The 18,438-nt window shown below is 61.9% G+C and carries 16 protein-coding genes; 7 read left to right on the plus strand and 9 right to left on the minus strand.

Going from position 1 to position 18,438, the window contains the following annotated elements; genetic code table 11:
* Positions 1–427: 427 nt before the first annotated feature.
* From ABD833_RS18055 to ABD833_RS18075, 5 genes are all read right to left on the minus strand, one after another.
* A complete protein-coding gene (locus tag ABD833_RS18055; RefSeq protein ID WP_345074911.1) occupies positions 428–1,165 on the minus strand; it encodes an SAM-dependent methyltransferase in 738 nt (245 codons plus the stop codon).
* Positions 1,166–1,375: 210 nt separating this feature from the next.
* On the minus strand, positions 1,376–1,765 hold the full coding sequence (locus ABD833_RS18060; RefSeq protein ID WP_345074912.1) for a hypothetical protein: 390 nt from the start codon (positions 1,763–1,765) through the stop codon (positions 1,376–1,378).
* Positions 1,766–1,918: 153 nt separating this feature from the next.
* Positions 1,919–2,569 (minus strand): hypothetical protein, encoded by a 651-nt coding sequence (locus ABD833_RS18065; RefSeq protein ID WP_345074913.1) that lies wholly within the window; start codon positions 2,567–2,569, stop codon positions 1,919–1,921.
* A gap of 159 nt (positions 2,570–2,728) precedes the next feature.
* Positions 2,729–3,589 (minus strand): carboxylating nicotinate-nucleotide diphosphorylase, encoded by an 861-nt coding sequence (nadC, locus tag ABD833_RS18070; RefSeq protein ID WP_345074914.1) that lies wholly within the window; start codon positions 3,587–3,589, stop codon positions 2,729–2,731.
* Positions 3,590–3,732: 143 nt separating this feature from the next.
* A complete protein-coding gene (locus ABD833_RS18075) occupies positions 3,733–4,131 on the minus strand; it encodes a DUF4783 domain-containing protein (RefSeq protein ID WP_345074915.1) in 399 nt (132 codons plus the stop codon).
* Between the two features lie 163 nt (positions 4,132–4,294).
* Here ABD833_RS18075 and gpmI point away from each other — a divergent pair, with 163 nt between their 5' ends.
* Both gpmI and ABD833_RS18085 read left to right on the plus strand, forming a co-directional pair.
* On the plus strand, positions 4,295–5,854 hold the full coding sequence (gene gpmI / locus ABD833_RS18080; protein WP_345074916.1) for a 2,3-bisphosphoglycerate-independent phosphoglycerate mutase: 1,560 nt from the start codon (positions 4,295–4,297) through the stop codon (positions 5,852–5,854).
* Positions 5,847–6,419 carry a hypothetical protein gene (locus ABD833_RS18085; RefSeq protein ID WP_345074918.1) on the plus strand — a complete coding sequence of 191 codons (573 nt, stop codon included), beginning with the start codon at positions 5,847–5,849 and terminating at the stop codon, positions 6,417–6,419. The genes gpmI and ABD833_RS18085 overlap by 8 nt, the downstream gene beginning before the upstream one ends.
* A 12-nt stretch (positions 6,420–6,431) precedes the next feature.
* Here the strand turns inward: ABD833_RS18085 and ABD833_RS18090 are convergent, their stop codons facing one another.
* The 3 genes from ABD833_RS18090 to prfA form a co-directional block, all read right to left on the minus strand.
* Positions 6,432–6,854: a secondary thiamine-phosphate synthase enzyme YjbQ gene (locus tag ABD833_RS18090; protein ID WP_345074919.1), complete on the minus strand. Its 423-nt coding sequence runs from the start codon at positions 6,852–6,854 to the stop codon at positions 6,432–6,434.
* 274 nt (positions 6,855–7,128) lie between these two features.
* A complete protein-coding gene (locus ABD833_RS18095; protein ID WP_345074920.1) occupies positions 7,129–8,616 on the minus strand; it encodes a hypothetical protein in 1,488 nt (495 codons plus the stop codon).
* Positions 8,617–8,729: 113 nt separating this feature from the next.
* A complete protein-coding gene (gene prfA / locus ABD833_RS18100) occupies positions 8,730–9,800 on the minus strand; it encodes a peptide chain release factor 1 (protein WP_345074921.1) in 1,071 nt (356 codons plus the stop codon).
* Between the two features lie 364 nt (positions 9,801–10,164).
* Here prfA and thrA point away from each other — a divergent pair, with 364 nt between their 5' ends.
* From thrA to ABD833_RS18125, 5 genes are all read left to right on the plus strand, one after another.
* The gene (thrA, locus tag ABD833_RS18105; RefSeq protein WP_345074922.1) at positions 10,165–12,609 is read left to right on the plus strand and encodes a bifunctional aspartate kinase/homoserine dehydrogenase I; all 2,445 of its coding nucleotides are present in this window, start codon (positions 10,165–10,167) and stop codon (positions 12,607–12,609) included.
* A gap of 214 nt (positions 12,610–12,823) precedes the next feature.
* Complete coding sequence (locus ABD833_RS18110) at positions 12,824–13,798, plus strand: homoserine kinase (RefSeq protein WP_345074923.1); 975 nt, start codon at positions 12,824–12,826, stop codon at positions 13,796–13,798.
* Between the two features lie 49 nt (positions 13,799–13,847).
* Positions 13,848–15,143, plus strand: coding sequence for a threonine synthase (gene thrC / locus ABD833_RS18115; RefSeq protein ID WP_345074925.1), 1,296 nt, complete (start codon positions 13,848–13,850; stop codon positions 15,141–15,143).
* Positions 15,144–15,227: 84 nt separating this feature from the next.
* Positions 15,228–15,932, plus strand: coding sequence for a c-type heme family protein (locus tag ABD833_RS18120; protein ID WP_345074926.1), 705 nt, complete (start codon positions 15,228–15,230; stop codon positions 15,930–15,932).
* Between the two features lie 313 nt (positions 15,933–16,245).
* Positions 16,246–17,508, plus strand: coding sequence for a protoporphyrinogen/coproporphyrinogen oxidase (locus ABD833_RS18125; protein ID WP_345074927.1), 1,263 nt, complete (start codon positions 16,246–16,248; stop codon positions 17,506–17,508).
* A gap of 43 nt (positions 17,509–17,551) precedes the next feature.
* On the opposite strand, the gene ABD833_RS18130 is transcribed toward ABD833_RS18125, so the two are convergent.
* Positions 17,552–18,319: an exodeoxyribonuclease III gene (locus ABD833_RS18130; RefSeq protein ID WP_345074928.1), complete on the minus strand. Its 768-nt coding sequence runs from the start codon at positions 18,317–18,319 to the stop codon at positions 17,552–17,554.
* Between the last annotated feature and the right edge of the window lie 119 nt (positions 18,320–18,438).

Raw genomic sequence — 18,438 nt, forward strand, 5'->3', positions numbered from 1 at the left:
AATTCAAAACGGCGGATGCCCGCATCAAACTCGCTAAATTATACCCGACCCAATAAGGTTTCTCGACCACTAATGTGGAAATGTGCTGATGGGTTAATGTGCTGATGGGTTAATGGGAATAATGTGCTGATGTGGAAATGTGCTGATGTGGTGATGTGCTGATGTGGAAATGTGCTGATGTGATAATGCGGAAATGTGCTGATTTGCTGCAATGACCGTATCAGCAAGGCCCTGACAAGTTCGTTGACACGTTGACCCGCATCAGCCCATTGTTCACATTGTGCCCAGCGGCCCATTAGCACATTAGCACATCAGCACATCAGCACATCAGCACATTACTCCCATCAGCACATTACTCCCATCAGCACATTACTCCCATCAGCACATTATTCACATTTCCGCATTAGCACATTATTCCCATTAACCTCTATTTCTTCAGCACGAAAATCATGCGGGGGCTGGTGAGCTCGTCGTAGGGTGAGAGGTGGTAGTCGCCCAGGATTTCAGCCAGGCGGAGGCCCGCCATTTGGAAGTATTCCTCGAACTGCTCACGGCGTAAGGCCCGCACCCGCTCTTCAAAGTGGTGCTCCTGCCCGGCCCCATCCGTGAAGCGAATTTCCTTCACAATGAAGTCCTTGTCGAGATGACGGCGCAGGTCGAACTGGATGCCATCGACGACCTTTTCCTCGTGGAGGACCAACCCGGATACCGTCCGCTCGGTGTTCATGAAATCAATAACCATTTTGCCGCCCGGCCGCAAGGCCGCAGCCGCGGAGCGCAGCGCCACCACGTTTTCAGTTTCCTCGGCGAAGTAGCCAAAGCTCGTAAACAGGTTGAAAATCAGATCGAACGGGCCCCAGGGCAGCCCATCCCGCATATCGTGCACCTCGAAATGCAGCTGCGGCTGTTCAAACTGCCGGGCGTAGGCAATGCTCTCCGGCGAAAGATCCACGCCGGTAACCGCGTAGCCCTTTTCACTCAGGTAGATGGCGTGCCGCCCTTTACCACAAGCCAGATCCAGCAGGCGCGCGGCGGGTTTCGGGCGCAGATGCTCCAGTAGCGCGTCGATAAAGCCCTGCGCTTCCTGGTGGTTCCGGTCGCGGTACAGCAGGTGGTAGTAAGGCGAATCGAACCACGTACTAAACCATTCGGTTTCGGTTGGCATCAGCAGGAAATAAGGAAATCGTCAGCTTGTACCGGGCATAACGCCCGCGCTGAGCGGAAAAAGATGACGCGTTGGCGCAACACCGCCAAAAACCAGCGTGGGTTGCGGCCACCGGTCGAACCCGGTAGTGTCAGCCGCCCCAAATGATAGCTGCCGCCGCCCCCGGGCCAACGGCAGCTACAGATAGGTTAACCCGCTAATCGTCAACTACTAGTTCTTTTCCCGTTGGTTGCCCGTAGTGTCAGCGGGCATCTTATTAATTTCGGCTTTGATTTTGGTGGCATCCGAGCCTTTTTTCGTACGCTCCACTTCTTCCGCGTTGGCGCTTATGGTCTGTTCGGCCGCCGGCTTGTTGCGCACGTTCACATCCGACTCATCCACGGCGGTATTGGTGCTGATCGGCTGGGCAATGGCCCCGCCTTTGGCCTGGTGCGGTTCGGAAGCCGTACCATGGTCGTAGTTCTCGGAGCTGCGGGTGCCGGGTGGCACCATGTCGATGGACACTTTCTTATCCGCACGGTAATCCGAAGGTTCGCTGCTGCACGCGTTCAGGGTAAGCGTAGCCAGGGCCAGGCCGGAGAGCAAAAAGTTCTTAGTCATGGGTTGTAAGCAGTTAAACAGCCGTCAGGCGGCCGGGATTGAGGAGCACCACGGGCTGGTAGTGCGCAAAAGTACCCACGGGGAAATAAATACCCCGCCGGGGGGGCCGTCAGTTCTCCCTGAGCAATGGATACCTGCCGACGGCGCTAAAAGTTACGCGGCCGATGGACCACCGGCGGCCGGCCCCGCCGCAGCGGGAGCCTCCAGCGCGGGCAGCAGATTTTTGCGCCGCAGCATCGAATCGAACAGCTTGATGTCGTTGGGCGAGTTGAAGATGCGCAGGGGCAGGTGCAGGAACACCGGCACGGTGAACGTACGGCCCAGCCAGCCCCGGAAGCCTTTCAGGTCTTCGGCCGCCGCGGGCGGCTGGAGCCAGAGCAGGTAGGCATCAGCATCGCGGCGGGCTTTGCCGATCATGTCCCAGGTGAGGCCCATGCCTTTGGTTTCGTTCAGGCGCAGTAGAATCTGGCGGTTGTCTATTTCGTAGTTCATGCGCTCAAACAGGGCTTTACTCTGTTCCATCTGAGCCACGCCGGTGATCTGGGCCGACCGGAGCAGCACGTACAGCAGCGTGAGCAGCAAAGCCAGCCCCAGCCACCACCACGAAGGCCAGATGGCGGCCGGTAGCAGGCCCACGGCAAAGGGAACAAGGGCGTACCACCATTCTTTTTTCCACACCTGCGTCATGGCCATCCGCGTGTAGGTATCGGTGCTGAGCTGGTATTTTTTGGTCCGGATGGCCATCGGGGTTGGACCCTGGCCCTGTGCCTGGCGGTAGCCCCCGCGTTGATTAGGTTGTTGCATTGAACTGTAATGTGCTGATGGGGGAATGTGCTGATGTGCTGATGGGGCAGAATGTGCTGATGGGGCAGAATGTGCTGATGGGGGAATGGCTTTGTTTTTTCCACAAGCACATTCAATCACATTTCCACATTAGCACATTCTACCCCATTGAAAACATCTTTAAAAGGCTTTCAGGCTCAGGTCCAGGCTTTTCACGGAGTGCGTCAGGGCTCCCACGGAAATGAAGTCGACGCCGGTGCTGGCTACTTCCGCAATGGTCTGCTCGGTGATGCCGCCGGAGGCTTCCGTCGGGAAACGCCCCGCAATCAGGCTCACGGCTTCACGCAACCGCGCGGGGGCCATGTTATCGAGCATAATCCGGTCGATGCCGCCGGTATCCAGCACCTGCTGTACTTCGGCCAGGGTACGGGTTTCCACTACGATGGACAGTTGGCGGCCGGTGCGGGCCAGATAGGCCTGGGTCGCGTCGATAGCCGGCCGGATACCGCCAGCGAAATCGACGTGGTTGTCCTTGAGAATGATGCCATCGAAAAGACCGTAGCGGTGATTTACGCCGCCGCCAATGAGCACGGCCCACTTCTCGCAGAGGCGAAAGTTAGGCGTGGTTTTACGGGTATCGAGCAGCTTGGCTTTGGTGCCGGCCAGCAGGCTGGTGAGGTGGGCGGTGGCCGTGGCAATGGCGCTCATGCGCTGCATGCAGTTGAGGACCAGCCGCTCAGCAGTCAGGATGCTTTGCGACTTCCCTTCCACGATAAAGGCGACATCGCCGTGCTGTACGCGGACTCCGTCGGTGAGGTGCTGCTCCACGCGCAGCGCCGGATCTACTTCGCGGAAGATGAGGTGGGCCAGCTCAACGCCGGCCAGTACGCCTTCGCCTTTCACTAAAAGATGGGCGCGGTTGCGGGCCCCGGCAGGGATGGAAGCCAGCGAAGAATGGTCGCCGTCGCCGATATCTTCGGCCAGAGCCGTACGAATAAAGGTAGAGAGAGCTTCCGGGGTTAGGTAAGGAGCGTTTTGCACAATGCAAAAATAGACAAAGGCCCCGACTTGCGCCGGGGCCTTTGGGAAGAAAGCTGAAATGCGGGAGTTCTAACCCGAGGCAACCTATGTAGAAGAAGGCCTGGTAGCCAACGGCCAGCGGTATCCGCCAGTCGGGCAAATGCTTATTCCTTGGTGAAATCGATGGTGTCCACTACCAGGGCGCCCTTCGCCGACTTCATCTTGACGAACATGCGGTAAGCGCCGCTTTTGCTCACGTACTTGCCTACCGCGTAGGGGGTACCTTCATTGCTGCCCCCGTAGTGTACGAAATCGAAGCTGGCGGGGGCTTGCTTGGCAAAGAAGTCCTTCATCACGAACTCCGCCTGCGTGGCGCTGTAGCTCTGCTTGTCGCCGTCGAAGCTCAGCTCTACGGTAGAGCCGAAATACTGCGCCAGCTCCCTGGAAGAGCCGCCCCGGATAGCGTTGCGCACCGGAGCGAAAGCCTCCCCCTGGGCGCTTACCGTCAGGGAAAGAAGCATGAGCCAGACCAGGGCCAATGCGTGAAGGAAGTTACGTTTCATACTAGAGTAAGGAATGCCTGATCCTGTTTGCTAAAACTATGCCAAGAGAGCCCTAAGAATAAAACATTCCGGCGGCTGAACCGCCCAGGGGTCAAGATAACGTAAATGAACACAAACTAACTAAATGCGTACGTTCCGGGCCTTGGCCCCTATCTTTGCCGCTATGAACAAACAGGTAGTGTTGGTGATTCTGGACGGTTGGGGTTTAGCGCAGAACAAGGACGTGTCGGCGGTAGACAAAGCGCAGACCCCCTTTGTGGATTCGCTCTTCCAACGCTTCCCGCACAGCAAGCTGCAGGCTTCGGGCGAAGCCGTGGGGCTGCCCGACGGTCAGATGGGCAACTCCGAAGTGGGCCACATGAACATCGGGGCCGGCCGGGTGGTGTACCAGGATCTGGTGCGCATCAACAAAGCCATCCGCGAGCGGAAGCTGGGCACCATGCCCGCGCTGGAAAAGGCGTTTGAGTACGCCCGGGTCAATGGCAAGAGCGTCCATTTCATCGGCCTGCTCTCCGATGGCGGCGTGCATTCCCACATCGACCACCTCGAAGCCCTCTGCACCCTGGCCCACGACGCCGACGTGCACAAAGTGTTCATCCACGCTTTCACGGATGGCCGCGACACCGACCCCAAGGGCGGCGTGAACTATGTGAATGATCTGGAGCAATACCTGGAACGCAGCGGGGCCAAGATTGCCTCCATCGTGGGCCGTTACTATGCCATGGACCGCGACAACCGCTGGGAACGGGTGAAAGTGGCTTACGACCTGCTGGTAAACGCCCAAGGTACGCCCTCGCAGAACCTGATTCAGAGCATGCTCGATTCCTACAAGGAGGGCGTGACGGATGAGTTTCTGAAGCCCATCGTGAAAGTCGGAGCCGATGGCCAGCCGTTGGCCACGATTCAGGAAGGCGACGTGGTCATCTGCTTCAACTTCCGCACCGACCGGGGCCGGGAAATCACTCAGGCCCTGACGCAGCAGGATTTCCACGCCTTCCAGATGCACCGGCTGAACCTGCACTACCTCACCATGACGAACTACGACGCCACGTTTGTGGGCGTCACGCCGATATTCGACAAAGACAACCTGACCAACACCCTGGGTGAAGTGCTGGCCGCCCACGGCAAGACGCAGATCCGGATGGCCGAAACGGAAAAGTACCCCCACGTCACGTTCTTCTTCAGCGGCGGCCAGGAAACCGAATTCGCGGGCGAAACCCGCATCATGCGGGCCTCCCCCAAAGTAGCCACCTACGACCTGCAGCCCGAAATGAGCGCCTTTGACCTGCGCGACGCCCTGGTGCCGGAACTCCAGGCCCGGTCGGCCGACTTTATCGTGCTCAACTTCGCCAACCCCGACATGGTGGGCCATACCGGCGTGTTCGACGCAGTAGTGAAAGCCGTAGAAACGACCGACACCTGCGCCCGCGACGTGGTAGAGGCCGCCCTGGCCAACAACTATGCCTGCATCATCATTGCCGACCATGGTAATGCCGAGGTGATGCTGAACCCCAACGGTACGCCCAACACGGCCCACACCACCAACCTGGTGCCCTGTATCCTGGCCGACAACGACTACCAGGGCACCCTGGCCGATGGTAAGCTCGGCGACATCGCGCCCACTATTCTGGAGCTGATGGGCATTGCCCAGCCCGCCGATATGACGGGCCAGTCGTTGCTGCACGCCGATGCGGCCCTGGCCAATACCCCGACGAATGCGTAGCCGCTGGCTGGCGGCAGGCCTGCTGGTAGTAGCCGGAGCCTGCGGGCCGGATAACGCGGCGCGGCCGGGGCAGCCAGTTCGCAAGCCCCTTTATTTCGACGTGAAAGGCCTGCTCGATGTCCAAACGGCCTTACTGAAGCAGCAGAACCCAGCGGTGGAAAAGCAGGTGCAGCTCCGCGACGGTCAGCCGGAAACCGCCCGCGTGCCGCGCGTCGACTGGAGCAAGGAGCTGCAGATTTTCTACCAGGCCGACATCAACAAGTCGGCGCTGCGGGGCGCTTACTCGGTTTTGCCGCCCGTGCAGACTGCCCAGGGCACGCAGCAGACCTACGTGCGCAAGCCCGGCATTGAGAATGCCGTGGAGCGGCTGGCCGTGATTTTCAGCGGCCCGGCCGTGCGGGAGATATCCGCTGTTCTTACCCAGGACAACCCGCTGTTCTTCTCGCGCAAAAAGCTGGTTTTCACCTGCCTGGCGGGCAAGCTCCGCAGCTACCGGGTCGAGGGCCTGCAAAAGCTGGTGCTGTTCGATACCCTGCGCTACTCGGCTACGGCACGGGTGCTGTAAACGCTCAGCCGGCTACTCCCCCATGAGCGTGACGACCACCCAGCGCCGGCCGCCGTGGTTGCGGTGCTCCCCCAGGTAGATTCCCTGCCAGGTGCCCAGCGCCAGCTCTCCATTCGTAATCGGGATGGTGACGGATGCGCCCAGCAGCGCCGCTTTCAGGTGCGCGGGCATATCATCGGGGCCTTCCTGGGTGTGATGGAAGTAAGGGGCATTCTCGGGCGCGGTACGGTTGAAGAACTCCTCGAAATCGTGGCGTACCGTGGGGTCGGCATTTTCATTCAGGCTGAGGCTGGCTGAGGTGTGCTGAATGAAAAAATGCGCCGTGCCCACCTTCAGCTGCTCCAGCTCGGGCAGCTCGGCTACCAGCAGATCGGTGATGAGGTGAAAGCCCCGCCGCACGGCCGGCAGGCGCAGGCGTTTCTGAATCCAGGTCATTTTGGTGCTTAGTGTTTGGTGCTTGGTGCGTAGTGCCTCGTTTTTTGTCGTTTGTCATCCTGAGCAAAGCGAAGGACCTTCCCCGGAGTGAAGCGCACACCTCCTAAAAGGAGCAAAGCAGCTTGTCCGTCGGGCGGACAGGAAAGGCATTGAGCAGGGCCTGGCATTGCTGAAGAGGAAGGTCCTTCGCTCTGCTCAGGATGACAGACGACTTAACCCACCGCACCAGCACCAACCACCCACAACCAGGCACCAAGCACCAAGCACCAGACTATTACGGGTTTTTGCGTTCGTAAGCGCCCAGGTCAGGCGCCGGGCCGCGCTCCACATTGCGCAGGTCGTAGTCGAGCCGGGCGCCGCGGGCGGGCCGGTTGCTGGCCGGGGAAAGAGTATCGAGGCGGTAGTCGAACCGGTTGGCAAAGCCCCCGCCGGCGGGCCGCTTAAACTTGGGGTCGACGTTGATCAGGTTGTCGTTGACGTTCAGCGTGGTGCGGTAGGCCTTGGTGCGCAGGATGCTGTTCTGAATAGCAATCGGGTACCGGGTGCCGTTGTTCTCAAACACCAGCTCGTCTTCTATCGAACCCCAGACAATGGAGTTCTGAATCGTGACGCTGGTCTGAATCGGGTTGGCCAGGGTCGACCGGACGGCTTCGTTGGTGAAGGCCAGGGAGTTGGTTTCGCGCCGGAACTGGGGCGTGTAGTTGGCAATGGTGCAGAAGTTGAGGTCGTAGCGCCCCCCGCCAATGCCCCGGATGGCATACTCCCCGCAGTTGGTCAGCAGGCAGTTGCGCAGCACGAAATCCCCGGAGAAGCTGAAGATGCCGGCGCCGTCGAACCCCTGCCCTCCGTTGGCGAAGGAGATAGTGGCCCCGGAAATATTCCTGATCACCGTATTCTCCACCGTTACCGAGGGGCGGGGCTCCTGGTTGCCCGGATTGTAGACCAGCAGGCCAAAGGAGGCATTCTTGATTTCGGCGTAGCGCACCACGTTGTTGCGGCTGGTCGAATCGAACTGGATGCCGGCCCACTGGCCCGGCACCTCGTCGTAGAACGGCTCCAGACGGTCGGCGGCAAAGCGCACGATATTGCGGTCATCGGCCTTCAGCTCGCTGGTCGGCTTAAAATCCGGGTTCACGCGCAGCGTCCCCTTCACGATGATGGCGGCCCCGGCGTGCGAGTACACCCGCGTGCCGGGCAGCATGGTGAGGATGCACCCTTGCTTGACCAGCACCGCGCCGAAGATGACGTGGGGCTTGTCGTTTTTCCATTCCCCGATGCAGGGCAGCACCTCGTTGCGGTGGAAGTAGGCGTCGCGGCCGTAGGAAATCAGCCGCACGGCCTGGTCGTTGCCGTTGGTGCGGAACTTCAGCTGGTCTTCCACCAGAAATGGCTTATCCTGGGTTTGCTGGCCCGGGCCGAGCCGGGCGCGCACCAGAATCTGCAGACTATCCCCGCCTTTAATTTCCACGTTGTTGGCCGCCGGTCCTTCGTCGCCAGCGATGACGAGGGAATAGGGGGAGCCGCCGGGATTCGCCAGCGTAATCTGCTCCACCTTCACGGCCCGGCGGTTGCGGTTGTATACCCACAAGCGCTTCGTTACCGTACCCACCTGCGTGAAAACAGTATCGAACAGGACCGTGTCGCTCGAAAACTCCAGCGTGGCCCCCGGATCCGTCGTCAGCAGGTTTTCCTTGGGCTCGCAGCCCGGCAGCAGCGTGAGCAGAGCCGACAACACGAGCAGCAGGGGTAACAGGTAGCGCATAATTGGTTTCTGGTGGGTGGTTTTTGGTTTGTGGCCCGTCGCCCGGGCGGGCCGTTTACTCCGGTCACCCTCAACGACGAAAAACCAAAAACCAATCACCAAAAACGAATAGATTACGAAACGCCTTCCTTCAGCCGCTCCGCGCTTTCGGCGATGCGCAGCTGCTCCACGAAGTCGTCGATGTTGCCTTCCATCACGCTGGCCAGGTTGTGCACCGTGTAGCCGATGCGGTGGTCCGTCACGCGGCCCTGGGGGTAGTTGTAGGTGCGGATTTTGTCGCTGCGGTCGCCGCTGCCGATCATGCTCTTGCGCTGGGCTCCTTCGGCCTCGTTTTTCTTGGCCAGCTCAATTTCGTAGATGCGCGAGCGAAGTACCTGCAGGGCTTTATCGAAGTTTTTGAGCTGCGACTTCTGGTCCTGGCACTGGGCCACAAGGCCGGTGGGCAGGTGAGTCAGGCGCACGGCCGAGTAGGTCGTGTTGACCGACTGCCCGCCGGGGCCCGACGACATAAACAGGTCCTTGCGCACGTCGTTCATGTCGATCTGCACGTCCAGCTCCTCCGCTTCGGGCATCACCACGATGGAGGCCACCGAGGTGTGAATGCGGCCCTGGGTTTCGGTGGCCGGCACGCGCTGCACGCGGTGCACGCCGCTTTCAAACTTGAGCTTACCGTACACATCCTCGCCCTTCACGGCCAGGATAATTTCCTTGTAGCCGCCGCTGGTGCCTTCGGTAGCATCAATCAGGTCCATCTTCAGGCCCTGCTTTTCGGCGTAGCGCATGTACATGCGCTGCAGGTCGCCGGCGAAAATAGCCGCTTCGTCGCCGCCCGCGCCGGCCCGGATTTCCATGATGATATCCTTGGAGTCGTTGGGGTCGCGGGGCAGCAGCAGGTCTTTGATAACGGTTTCGAGGCGCTCCTGCTCGGGCAGCAGGCCTTCCAGCTCGTCCTTGGCCATCTGGCGGAAGTCTTCGTCCTTCTCGGTGGAAATAACTTCGCGGGCGCCTTCAATATTCGACAGCACCTCCTGGTAGCGGCGGTACTCCACCACGATTTTGCCGAGGTCCTTGTATTCCTTGTTCAGAGACTTGTAGCGCTTCATGTCGCTCATGGCCTCGGGCTGCATCAGCTGTTCGTTGACGTCTTCGTAGCGCTGGCGAATGGCTTCCAGTTTATCTAGCATCTTGCCTTCAGAGAGTTGTATTAGAGCCCAAAGATACGGAATCTAACACCACGAAACCGGCCCCGTATTCCGGCCAGTTAGCTGCCGGCCCACGGTTATATTTGCTCAGCACTGGCTTGGCCAACATATTTTACTACTTTGGCGGTCTAACCCCCGCGCAGATGCCTCAGCCCGCCGCCAGCCGCTTTCCCCTCGCCCTGACCGCTACCGCCGCAGTCCCGCCCACACCCATGGTCACGACCCGGTAGCGGGCTGCCCAACCTTCGCCTCTTCTTTTTCGAGTCAGCAGCCCGCCGCCCCCCGCATTCTCAGGAATGCGGCCGGACGAAGCGGGCTTTTTCATGCGCTTTTTACATCAGCGGTTATGCAGGTCTTAAAATTCGGCGGTACTTCCGTCGCCAACGCGGCGGCTATCAATCAGGTAATTGACATCGTGGCCACGGCGGCCCGGCACGATACCGTCGTCGTCGTGCTGTCGGCCCTGGGCGGCATCACCGACGCCCTCATCGAAGCCGGACAGCTGGCGGAAGCCGGCAACGAAGCCTACCAGGACCGCCTGCGCCACATCGAGCAGCGCCACCTGACGGCGGTGCAGGAGCTGATTCCGGTGGCTACCCGGAGCGCGGCCCTGAGCCAGATCAAGCAGCGCTGCAACGAGCTGGAGGCCATTTGCGACAGCGTGTTTGCCCTCGGGGAGCTGTCGGCGCGCACCCTGGACCGGCTGATGAGCTTTGGGGAGCTGATGTCGTCGCAGCTGGTAACGGAGCGGCTCCGGAGCCTGGGCATCGCCCACGCCTGGCAGGACAGCCGGCAGCTGATCCGCACCAACTCCCGCTTTGGCTTCGCCGAGGTCGATTTCGATACGACCAATCAGCAGATCCACGACTTCCTGGCGGCTACGCCCGCGCCTATCTACCTAGTGCCGGGCTTTATTGCCGCCGATGCCAGTGGGACCACCACCACGCTGGGCCGCGGCGGCTCCGACTACAGCGGGGCCATTTACGCGGCAGCGCTCCGGGCCCGCCGGCTCGAAATCTGGACCGACGTGAGCGGGATGATGACGGCTGACCCGCGCCTGGTGCGCCACGCCCGGCCCATTCCGCACATTTCCTACCAGGAGGCCATGGAGCTGTCGCACTTCGGGGCCAAGGTGCTTTATCCGCCCACTATTCAGCCGGTGATGCACCAGGGTATTCCCCTCTGGATCAAGAACACCTTCGCCCCCGCCGACCACGGTACGCTGGTAGAAGTGGCTCCGCCCCAAAACCACGATGTGGTCCGCGGCATTTCCAGCATCAGCAACCTGACCATGCTCAACCTCGAAGGCAGCGGCATGATCGGCATTCCGGGGTTCTCCAAGCGGCTGTTTGGGGCCCTGGCCGGGGAAAGAGTCAACGTCATCCTCATCACCCAAAGCTCGTCGGAGCACTCGATTTCGGTGGCCGTGGGCGCGGCTGATGCCGCCAGAGCCAAAACGGCAGTGGACGGCGAGTTTGCCCACGAAATCGATATGCGGCGCCTGGAGCCGCTGCGGCTGGAAACCGGCCTTGCCATCGTGGCGCTGGTGGGGGAAAGCATGAAAAACCACCCCGGCATCAGCGGCCGCCTGTTTGGGGCCCTGGGCCACAACGGGGTAAACATCCGCGCCATTGCCCAGGGCTCGTCGGAGAAGAATATCTCGACCGTGATTCAGGCCGCCGATGTTAAAAAGGCCATCAACGTGCTGCACGAAGCCTTCTTCGAGGTAGAGTATAAGCAGGTGAACGTGTTTGTGGTGGGCGTGGGCAACGTGGGCCGCAAGCTGCTGGAGCAGCTCCGGCAGCAGCAGCACTACCTCCTCGACAAGCTCCAGCTCCAGCTGCGCGTGGTGGGCCTGGCCAACAGCCGACAGTTCGTGCTGGACCCCAACGGCCTCGACCTCACTACCTGGCCGGAAGAGCTGGCCCGGGGCGAAGCGTTCCGGCTCGACCAGCTGGTGGAACAGATTCACGCCCTGAACCTGCGCAACTCGGTGTTCGTGGACGTGACGGCCAGCGCCGAGGTAGCCGGCTGCTACGCGGCGCTGCTGGCGAAAAGCGTGGCGGTAGTGGCCTGCAACAAGGTGGCCTGCTCGTCGGCCTACAGTACCTACGCCCGGCTGAAAGGACTGGCGCGGGAATTCAACGCCAACTTCCTGTTTGAAACCAACGTGGGAGCCGGCCTGCCCGTCATCGGCACGCTCAACGACCTGCTGCGCAGTGGCGACGTGGTGCAGCGCATCGAGGCAGTGCTCTCGGGGACGCTCAACTTCGTGTTCAACCACTACGATGGCCGCCGGCCGTTTGCCGAAGTAGTGCGCCAGGCGCAGGACGAAGGCTACACCGAGCCCGACCCGCGCCTCGACCTGAGCGGCACCGACGTAGCCCGCAAGATTCTGATCCTGGCCCGCGAAGCCGGGGTGGCCCTGGAAATGACGGACATCCAGAACACCTCTTTCCTGCCCGCGTCCTGCCTGGAAGGCGACGTAGCCGCGTTTTATGAGCAGCTGGCCGCGCACGAAAGCCACTTCCGCCAGCTCTACGACGAGGCTACGGCGGCGGGCAAAAAGCTACGTTTCGTGGCCCGCTACGCGGGTGGTCAGGCCGCCGTGGGCCTGCAGGCCGTGGGCCCCGACCACGACCTGTACACGCTGAAGGGCAAGGACAACGTGGTGCTCTTCTACACCAACCGCTACCCCGAACAGCCGCTGGTGATAAAAGGAGCCGGAGCCGGGGCCGACGTTACGGCTTCGGGCGTCTTCGCCGACATGATGCGCGCCGCCCGGGTTTAATTGAACTTTCCAATAAGACCGTCATGATCTGCTGTTGAAGCAGTTTGGAAAGTCGGTTTTTCTAAGCGTTTGTCATCCTGAGCTTGCGCAGGTCCTTATCCCGCCTGGTAGTTCAGCGAGCGGGTAGCGTTCAGCCGGGATAAGGTCCTGCGCTCTGCTCAGGATAACAGACTGCCTGACTTTCTAAACAGCTTCATTACCTGTATTTCCGCTTATGAATCCTGCTTCCTTTTCCGCCGAAACCATCACCATTCTGGCTCCCGGAACGGTGGCCAACGTCGTCTGCGGCTTCGACGTGCTCGGCTTCGCCCTCAGCCACCCCTACGACACCATGAAGATGCGCCGGACAACTGAGCCGGGCGTCGTCATCATCAACCGCGACGACTACAACCTGCCCACGGAGCCGACGCGCAACGTGGCCGGCGCGGCGCTGCTGGCTTTGCTGCGGGCCGTACCCGACGACGTGGGCTTCGAGGTAGAGATTACCAAGGGCATCAGGCCCGGCAGCGGCATTGGGTCCAGCGCCGCCAGCGCGGCCGGGGCCGTAGTGGGGGCCAACCGGCTGCTGGGCAATATATTCTCCCCGGCCGAGCTGGTGGAATTTGGCACCTACGGCGAGGAAGTGGCCTCCGGGGTGCGCCACGCCGACAACATCGCGCCCTGCATCTACGGTGGCGTCACCCTGATCCGCTCCACCACCCCGCTCGACATCATCCCGATTGCGGCCCCGCCGCTGTTCGTGACGGTGGTGCACCCGCAGATTGAGGTGAAAACTTCCGATGCCCGCCAGATTCTGAAAAAGCAGATTCTGCTCCGGGACGCCATCATCCAGTGGGGCAACGTGGGGGGCCTGATTGCGGGCCTGCTGCAATCGGACTACGACCTGATTGGCCGCTCCCTGCAAGACGTGATTATCGAGCCCGTGCGCAGCATTCTGATTCCGTGCTTTGCCGCCGTGAAAACCCGGAGCAAAGCGGCCGGAGCGCTGGGTGGCGGCATTTCCGGTTCGGGCCCATCCATCTTTATGCTGAGCCGGGACGAAGCCACGGCGCAGCGGGTCGAAAGCGTGATGCAGGAAATATACCGCGCGGCCGGCCTCGACTTCCACACCTACGTGAGCACCATCAACCCCGACGGGGTCCGGATTCTGCCCGCGGAAGCCGCCGTGCCGGTGGCTTCTTCCTTCTAAACGACCCTCGCGCTGCGCCTGGCGCAGCACGAGGGTCAGCCTTTCTGCTATGCTCTACTACAGTCTTCGCCACGCAGCGCCCCCGGTTGATTTTCGCCAGGCCACTGTTGCCGGCCAGGCCCCGGATGGCGGCCTGTACTTCCCGGCAACCATTCCGCGCTTCTCCCCTGATTTTCTGCGCGAGCTGAAAACTATGGATAAAGCCGCCGTGGCCTTTGCCGTAATGCAGCCCTACGTGGGCGACACTATCCCGGCGGACGTGCTGCGGCGGATCTGCGCGGAGGCCGTGGACTTCGATTTTCCGCTGGTGGAGGTGACGGCCCGCACCAGCGCCCTGGAGCTGTTTCACGGCCCCACCCTGGCCTTCAAGGACGTAGGGGCGCGGTTCATGAGCCGGTGCCTGGGCTACTTCTCCCGGCAGGGTCAGGCGCAAGTCACGGTTCTGGTAGCCACGTCCGGCGACACCGGCGGGGCCGTGGCCAGCGGCTTTCTGGGCGTGGCAGGCGTCGAAGTCATCATCCTGTATCCGGCGGGCAAGGTCAGCCCGGTGCAGGAGCTGCAGCTCACGACGTTGGGCCGGAACATTACGGCCCTGGAAGTGCAGGGCACCTTCGACGACTGCCAGCGGCTGGTGAAGCAGGCCTTTACGGACGCGGACCTGGCCCGCCGCTACGTGCTTACCTCGGCCAACTCCATCAACGTGGCCCGCTGGCTGCCCCAGCAGATTTACTACTGCTACGCCCTGCAGCAGTGGCCCCACATTGAGCCGCCGGTTTTCTCCGTTCCGAGCGGTAATTTCGGCAACCTCTGCGCCGGGCTGCTGGCCCACGTTTCGGGGCTGCCGGCCCGGCACTTTCTGGCCGCCTGCAACGCCAACGACGCCGTGCCGGACTATCTGCGGAGCGGGGAATTTACGCCCAAAGCGGCCGTGGCCACCATTTCCAACGCCATGGACGTGGGTCACCCTAGCAACTTCGCCCGCATTCTGGAGCTCTTCCAGCACGATTATGAGCCCATCCGCACCACCGTCAGCGGCTACTCCGTGACGGATGCCGCTACGGCTGCCACCATTCGGGCGGTGTATGAGCAGCACCACTACCTGCTTGATCCGCACGGGGCGGTGGCGTACGCGGCTTGGCAGCAGTATCTGGCGGAACACCCGACGGCGCGGGGCATCGTGCTGGAAACGGCCCACCCGGTGAAGTTCTACGACGTGGTGGAGCCGATTATAGCGGCCAAAGTACCCGTACCAACAGCCCTGGACGGACTGCTGACGCGCCAGAAGCAGAGCGTAGGGCTGGCGGCTGACTTCGCGGCGCTGAAGGAATACCTGCTGGGCCGATAACCCCCGGGCCCGGACGCGGGTTTATCTTTGAGCCTGGCCCGCGTTGGGTGTCTTTTTCGATTGGGCTTCTTTTTCCTGCTTCCTATGCGTTTCCGCTTTCGGGCCCCCGGCCCTGCGTTCAGTACCGTCGCCTTATTGCTGTTGCTGCTGCCGGCCTGCCGCCCCGACCAGATTGAGCACATCAAAAATGGGAAGCAGATTGCCACCACCCTCGAAAACATGGTGGTGAAGCGCATTCTGCCCGCCGCCCTGCTCCGTGCCGCCCGCTGGGCCGGCGACTCGCTGACCTACTCCGCCGACCGGGAACTGCGCCGCCAGCTCGCCACCCGGCTGCAAGCCGGGGGCGTAGCCGCGGCCCTCCCCTACTGCCGGCCCGAAGCCTACGCCTCCACCGATTCGCTGGCCCGCATCCTTAAAGCCACCCCGCGCCGCCGGACCAGCCGCCCCCGCAACCCAAACAACCAGGCCCGGCTCACGGCGACCCAGCTGCGCCCCGACACGACCACGGCCCACCTGGTGCGCCGCCTCGACGCCGAAACGTTCAGCTACCAGCGCCCTATCACTCTCAGCGATGCGCTGTGCCTGCGCTGCCACGGCGAAGTGGGCAAGGATATTTCGACGGCCGACTACGCGCTTATTAAGAAGCAGTATCCCGCCGACCAGGCCACCGGCTACCGGCTTGGCGAGGCCATGGGCGTGTGGCAGGTAAGCCTGCAGCGCGACGGTGTAGCCGAGCTCTACACCATGAAAACGCGCAAGGTGATGAAGAAGCGCAAGCCGCTGTTTTAACCGGCCTGGCAAGCAGGCCCGACCTTCCGCGCTTCAGGCGGCGTCAATCCGTCGTCTGCAATGGGTCTGATTTCTTTTTATGCTCCTCGCGAAGTGGTTCGCGAAAAGCAAGTAGGGTGCGGGGCTGGCCCCCGCCCGTCGTTGGACGAGCCACCAAGAGTTCGTGCAACGACGGGCGGGGGCCAGCCCCGCACCCTACCGCGACGAGTATAGCAGCCGGGCTTTCGGCGTTGCTCCGAACGAATTGCTTCGTCCCCGCAATGACCTTGCAATCTGCCGTAACCCTGCGCCTGGGTTTGCGGTTTGCCAGAGCATGACTGCTTCCGTTTCGCAAAAACCCATTATCATCATCGGGGCCGGCATGGCGGGCCTCACCTGCGCCAACTACCTGCACCGGGCCAGCCGGCCTATCCTGGTGCTCGACGCCGCCGATGCCGTGGGGGGCCGGGTGCGCACCGACGTGACGCCCGAAGGCTTCCGCCTCGACCGGGGCTTTCAGGTGCTGCTCACCAAATACCCCGAAGTGCAGCGTCTGCTCGATTATGGCGCCCTGAACCTGCGGGCCTTCCGCTCCGGGGCCGTTATCCGGCTGGAGGATGGCCGCGAAACCACTTTGCAGAATCCACTGCAGCAGCCCACGGCAGCCTTCACGGCCCTCACGGCTCCCATCGGCACGCTGGCCGATAAGCTTCGGATTCTGCGCTTCGTACTTAAGATCCAGCGCCGGACCAGTGCGCAGCTCCTCAGCCACGCTTCGGTAGACACGCTCACCTACCTGCGCCGCTATGGCTGGAGCGAGCAGATCATCAACCGCTTCTTCCGCCCCTTTTTTGGCGGCGTATTCCTGGACCGCGACCTGACCACGGCCAGCAACTTCTTCGAATTCGTGTTCCAGCAGTTCGTGCGGGGCGAGGCGGCCGTGCCGGCCCTGGGTATGCAGCAGATTCCCGAGCAGCTGGCCGCCCGCCTGCCCGCCGGGGTCGTGCGCCTGAACACCAAAGTAGAGGCCGTCGATGGGCTGACTGTCCGGCTGCCTAACGGCGAAACGCTGGAGGCCGCCGCGGTGGTGGTAGCCGTAGATGGGGAAGCGGCGGCCCGCCTGCTCCCGGCATCCCGGCAGCTGATTTCCACCGCCTGGCGGCGCACCACCTGCACCTACTTCGCCGCCGGCCACTCCCCCGGCCGCGCCGACAAGCTGCTGCGGCTCAATGCCGCGCCCCACAGCCTGGCCCACAACGTAGCTTTCCCCAGCGACGTAGCCCCGGATTACGCCCCGGCCGGCCGCGCCCTGATTTCCGTCAGCACCCACGGTTCCCAGACGCTGACAGATGACGAGCTGACGGCGCGGCTGCGCCCGGAGCTGACGGCCTGGTTCGGGGCCGAAGCTGCGCAGTGGCAGCATCTGCGCACCTATCACCTGCCCCACGCCCTGCCCACCTATGCCGCCGGGCAGCCCGCGCACCAGCCCCTGCAGCTTACCGATACGCTTTTCCGCTGCGGCGACTACACGGCTTACCCGTCGTTGAATGCAGCTATGGCTTCGGGCCGGGAAGTGGCGGAGCTGCTGCTGAGCTAAAAACAGAACGCTCTATCAGGCACAGCACGACGTGCCAAGCTTTCTATTCGCCCAGCTCTACGAACACCGGACAGTGGTCGGAATGCACGGCGTCGGGCAGGTGGCCGGCGGCGGTGATGCGCGGCTGCAGGCCCGAGTCAACCAGCAGGTGGTCGAGGCGCCAGCCCACGTTGCGGGCGCGGGCCCCGGAGCGAAACGTCCACCAGGAATAATGCCCCACGGCGTCGCCGTGGTGGTGGCGGAAGGCGTCCGTATAGCCGTCGGCCAGCAGGTCGGCGAACCAGGCGCGCTCCTCGGGGGTGAAGCCGGGGCTGTTCTGGTTGGCTTTGGCGTTGTGCAGGTCAATATCGCGCTGACAGCAGTTGAAGTCCCCACCGATAACCAGGCCGGGGACCGTAGCCTGCAGCTCCCGCACGTAGGCGCGGAAAAAGTGCAGCCACCCGATCTTAAATGCCTGCCGCTCCGGCCTACTCGTACCCGAGGGCATGTACGTATTCAGCACCGAGAAATCGTCGAAATCCAGGCGCAGCACGCGGCCCTCCGAATCGTAGCATTCCGTGCCGCAGCCGACAACGACGGCTTTGGGCGTGAGTTTGGTGAAGGTAGCTACCCCGCTGTAGCCGGGCTTGGCCGCCGGGTGCAGGTAAGCCTGGTAGCCCAGGGCTTCAAACCCCGAAACATCGAGCGGAGCCGTGCCGGCCTTTATTTCCTGCAGACAGAGCACGTCCGGGTCGGCTTCCCGCACCCAGTCCAGCAAGCCTTTGCTGAGGGCAGAGCGCAGCCCGTTGACGTTGTAGGTAATGATTTTCAAAAGCGTTGATTTTTCAGCCGGGATAAAAGGCCGGTCATCCTGAGCAGTGCGAAGGACCTTATGCCGGTTGAACGAGTCGTCCTTACGCCATAAGATCCTTGCGCTGCTCAGGATGACCG

This window comes from Hymenobacter fastidiosus, assembly GCF_039539565.1.
GTDB classification, from domain to species: Bacteria; Bacteroidota; Bacteroidia; order Cytophagales; family Hymenobacteraceae; genus Hymenobacter; species Hymenobacter fastidiosus.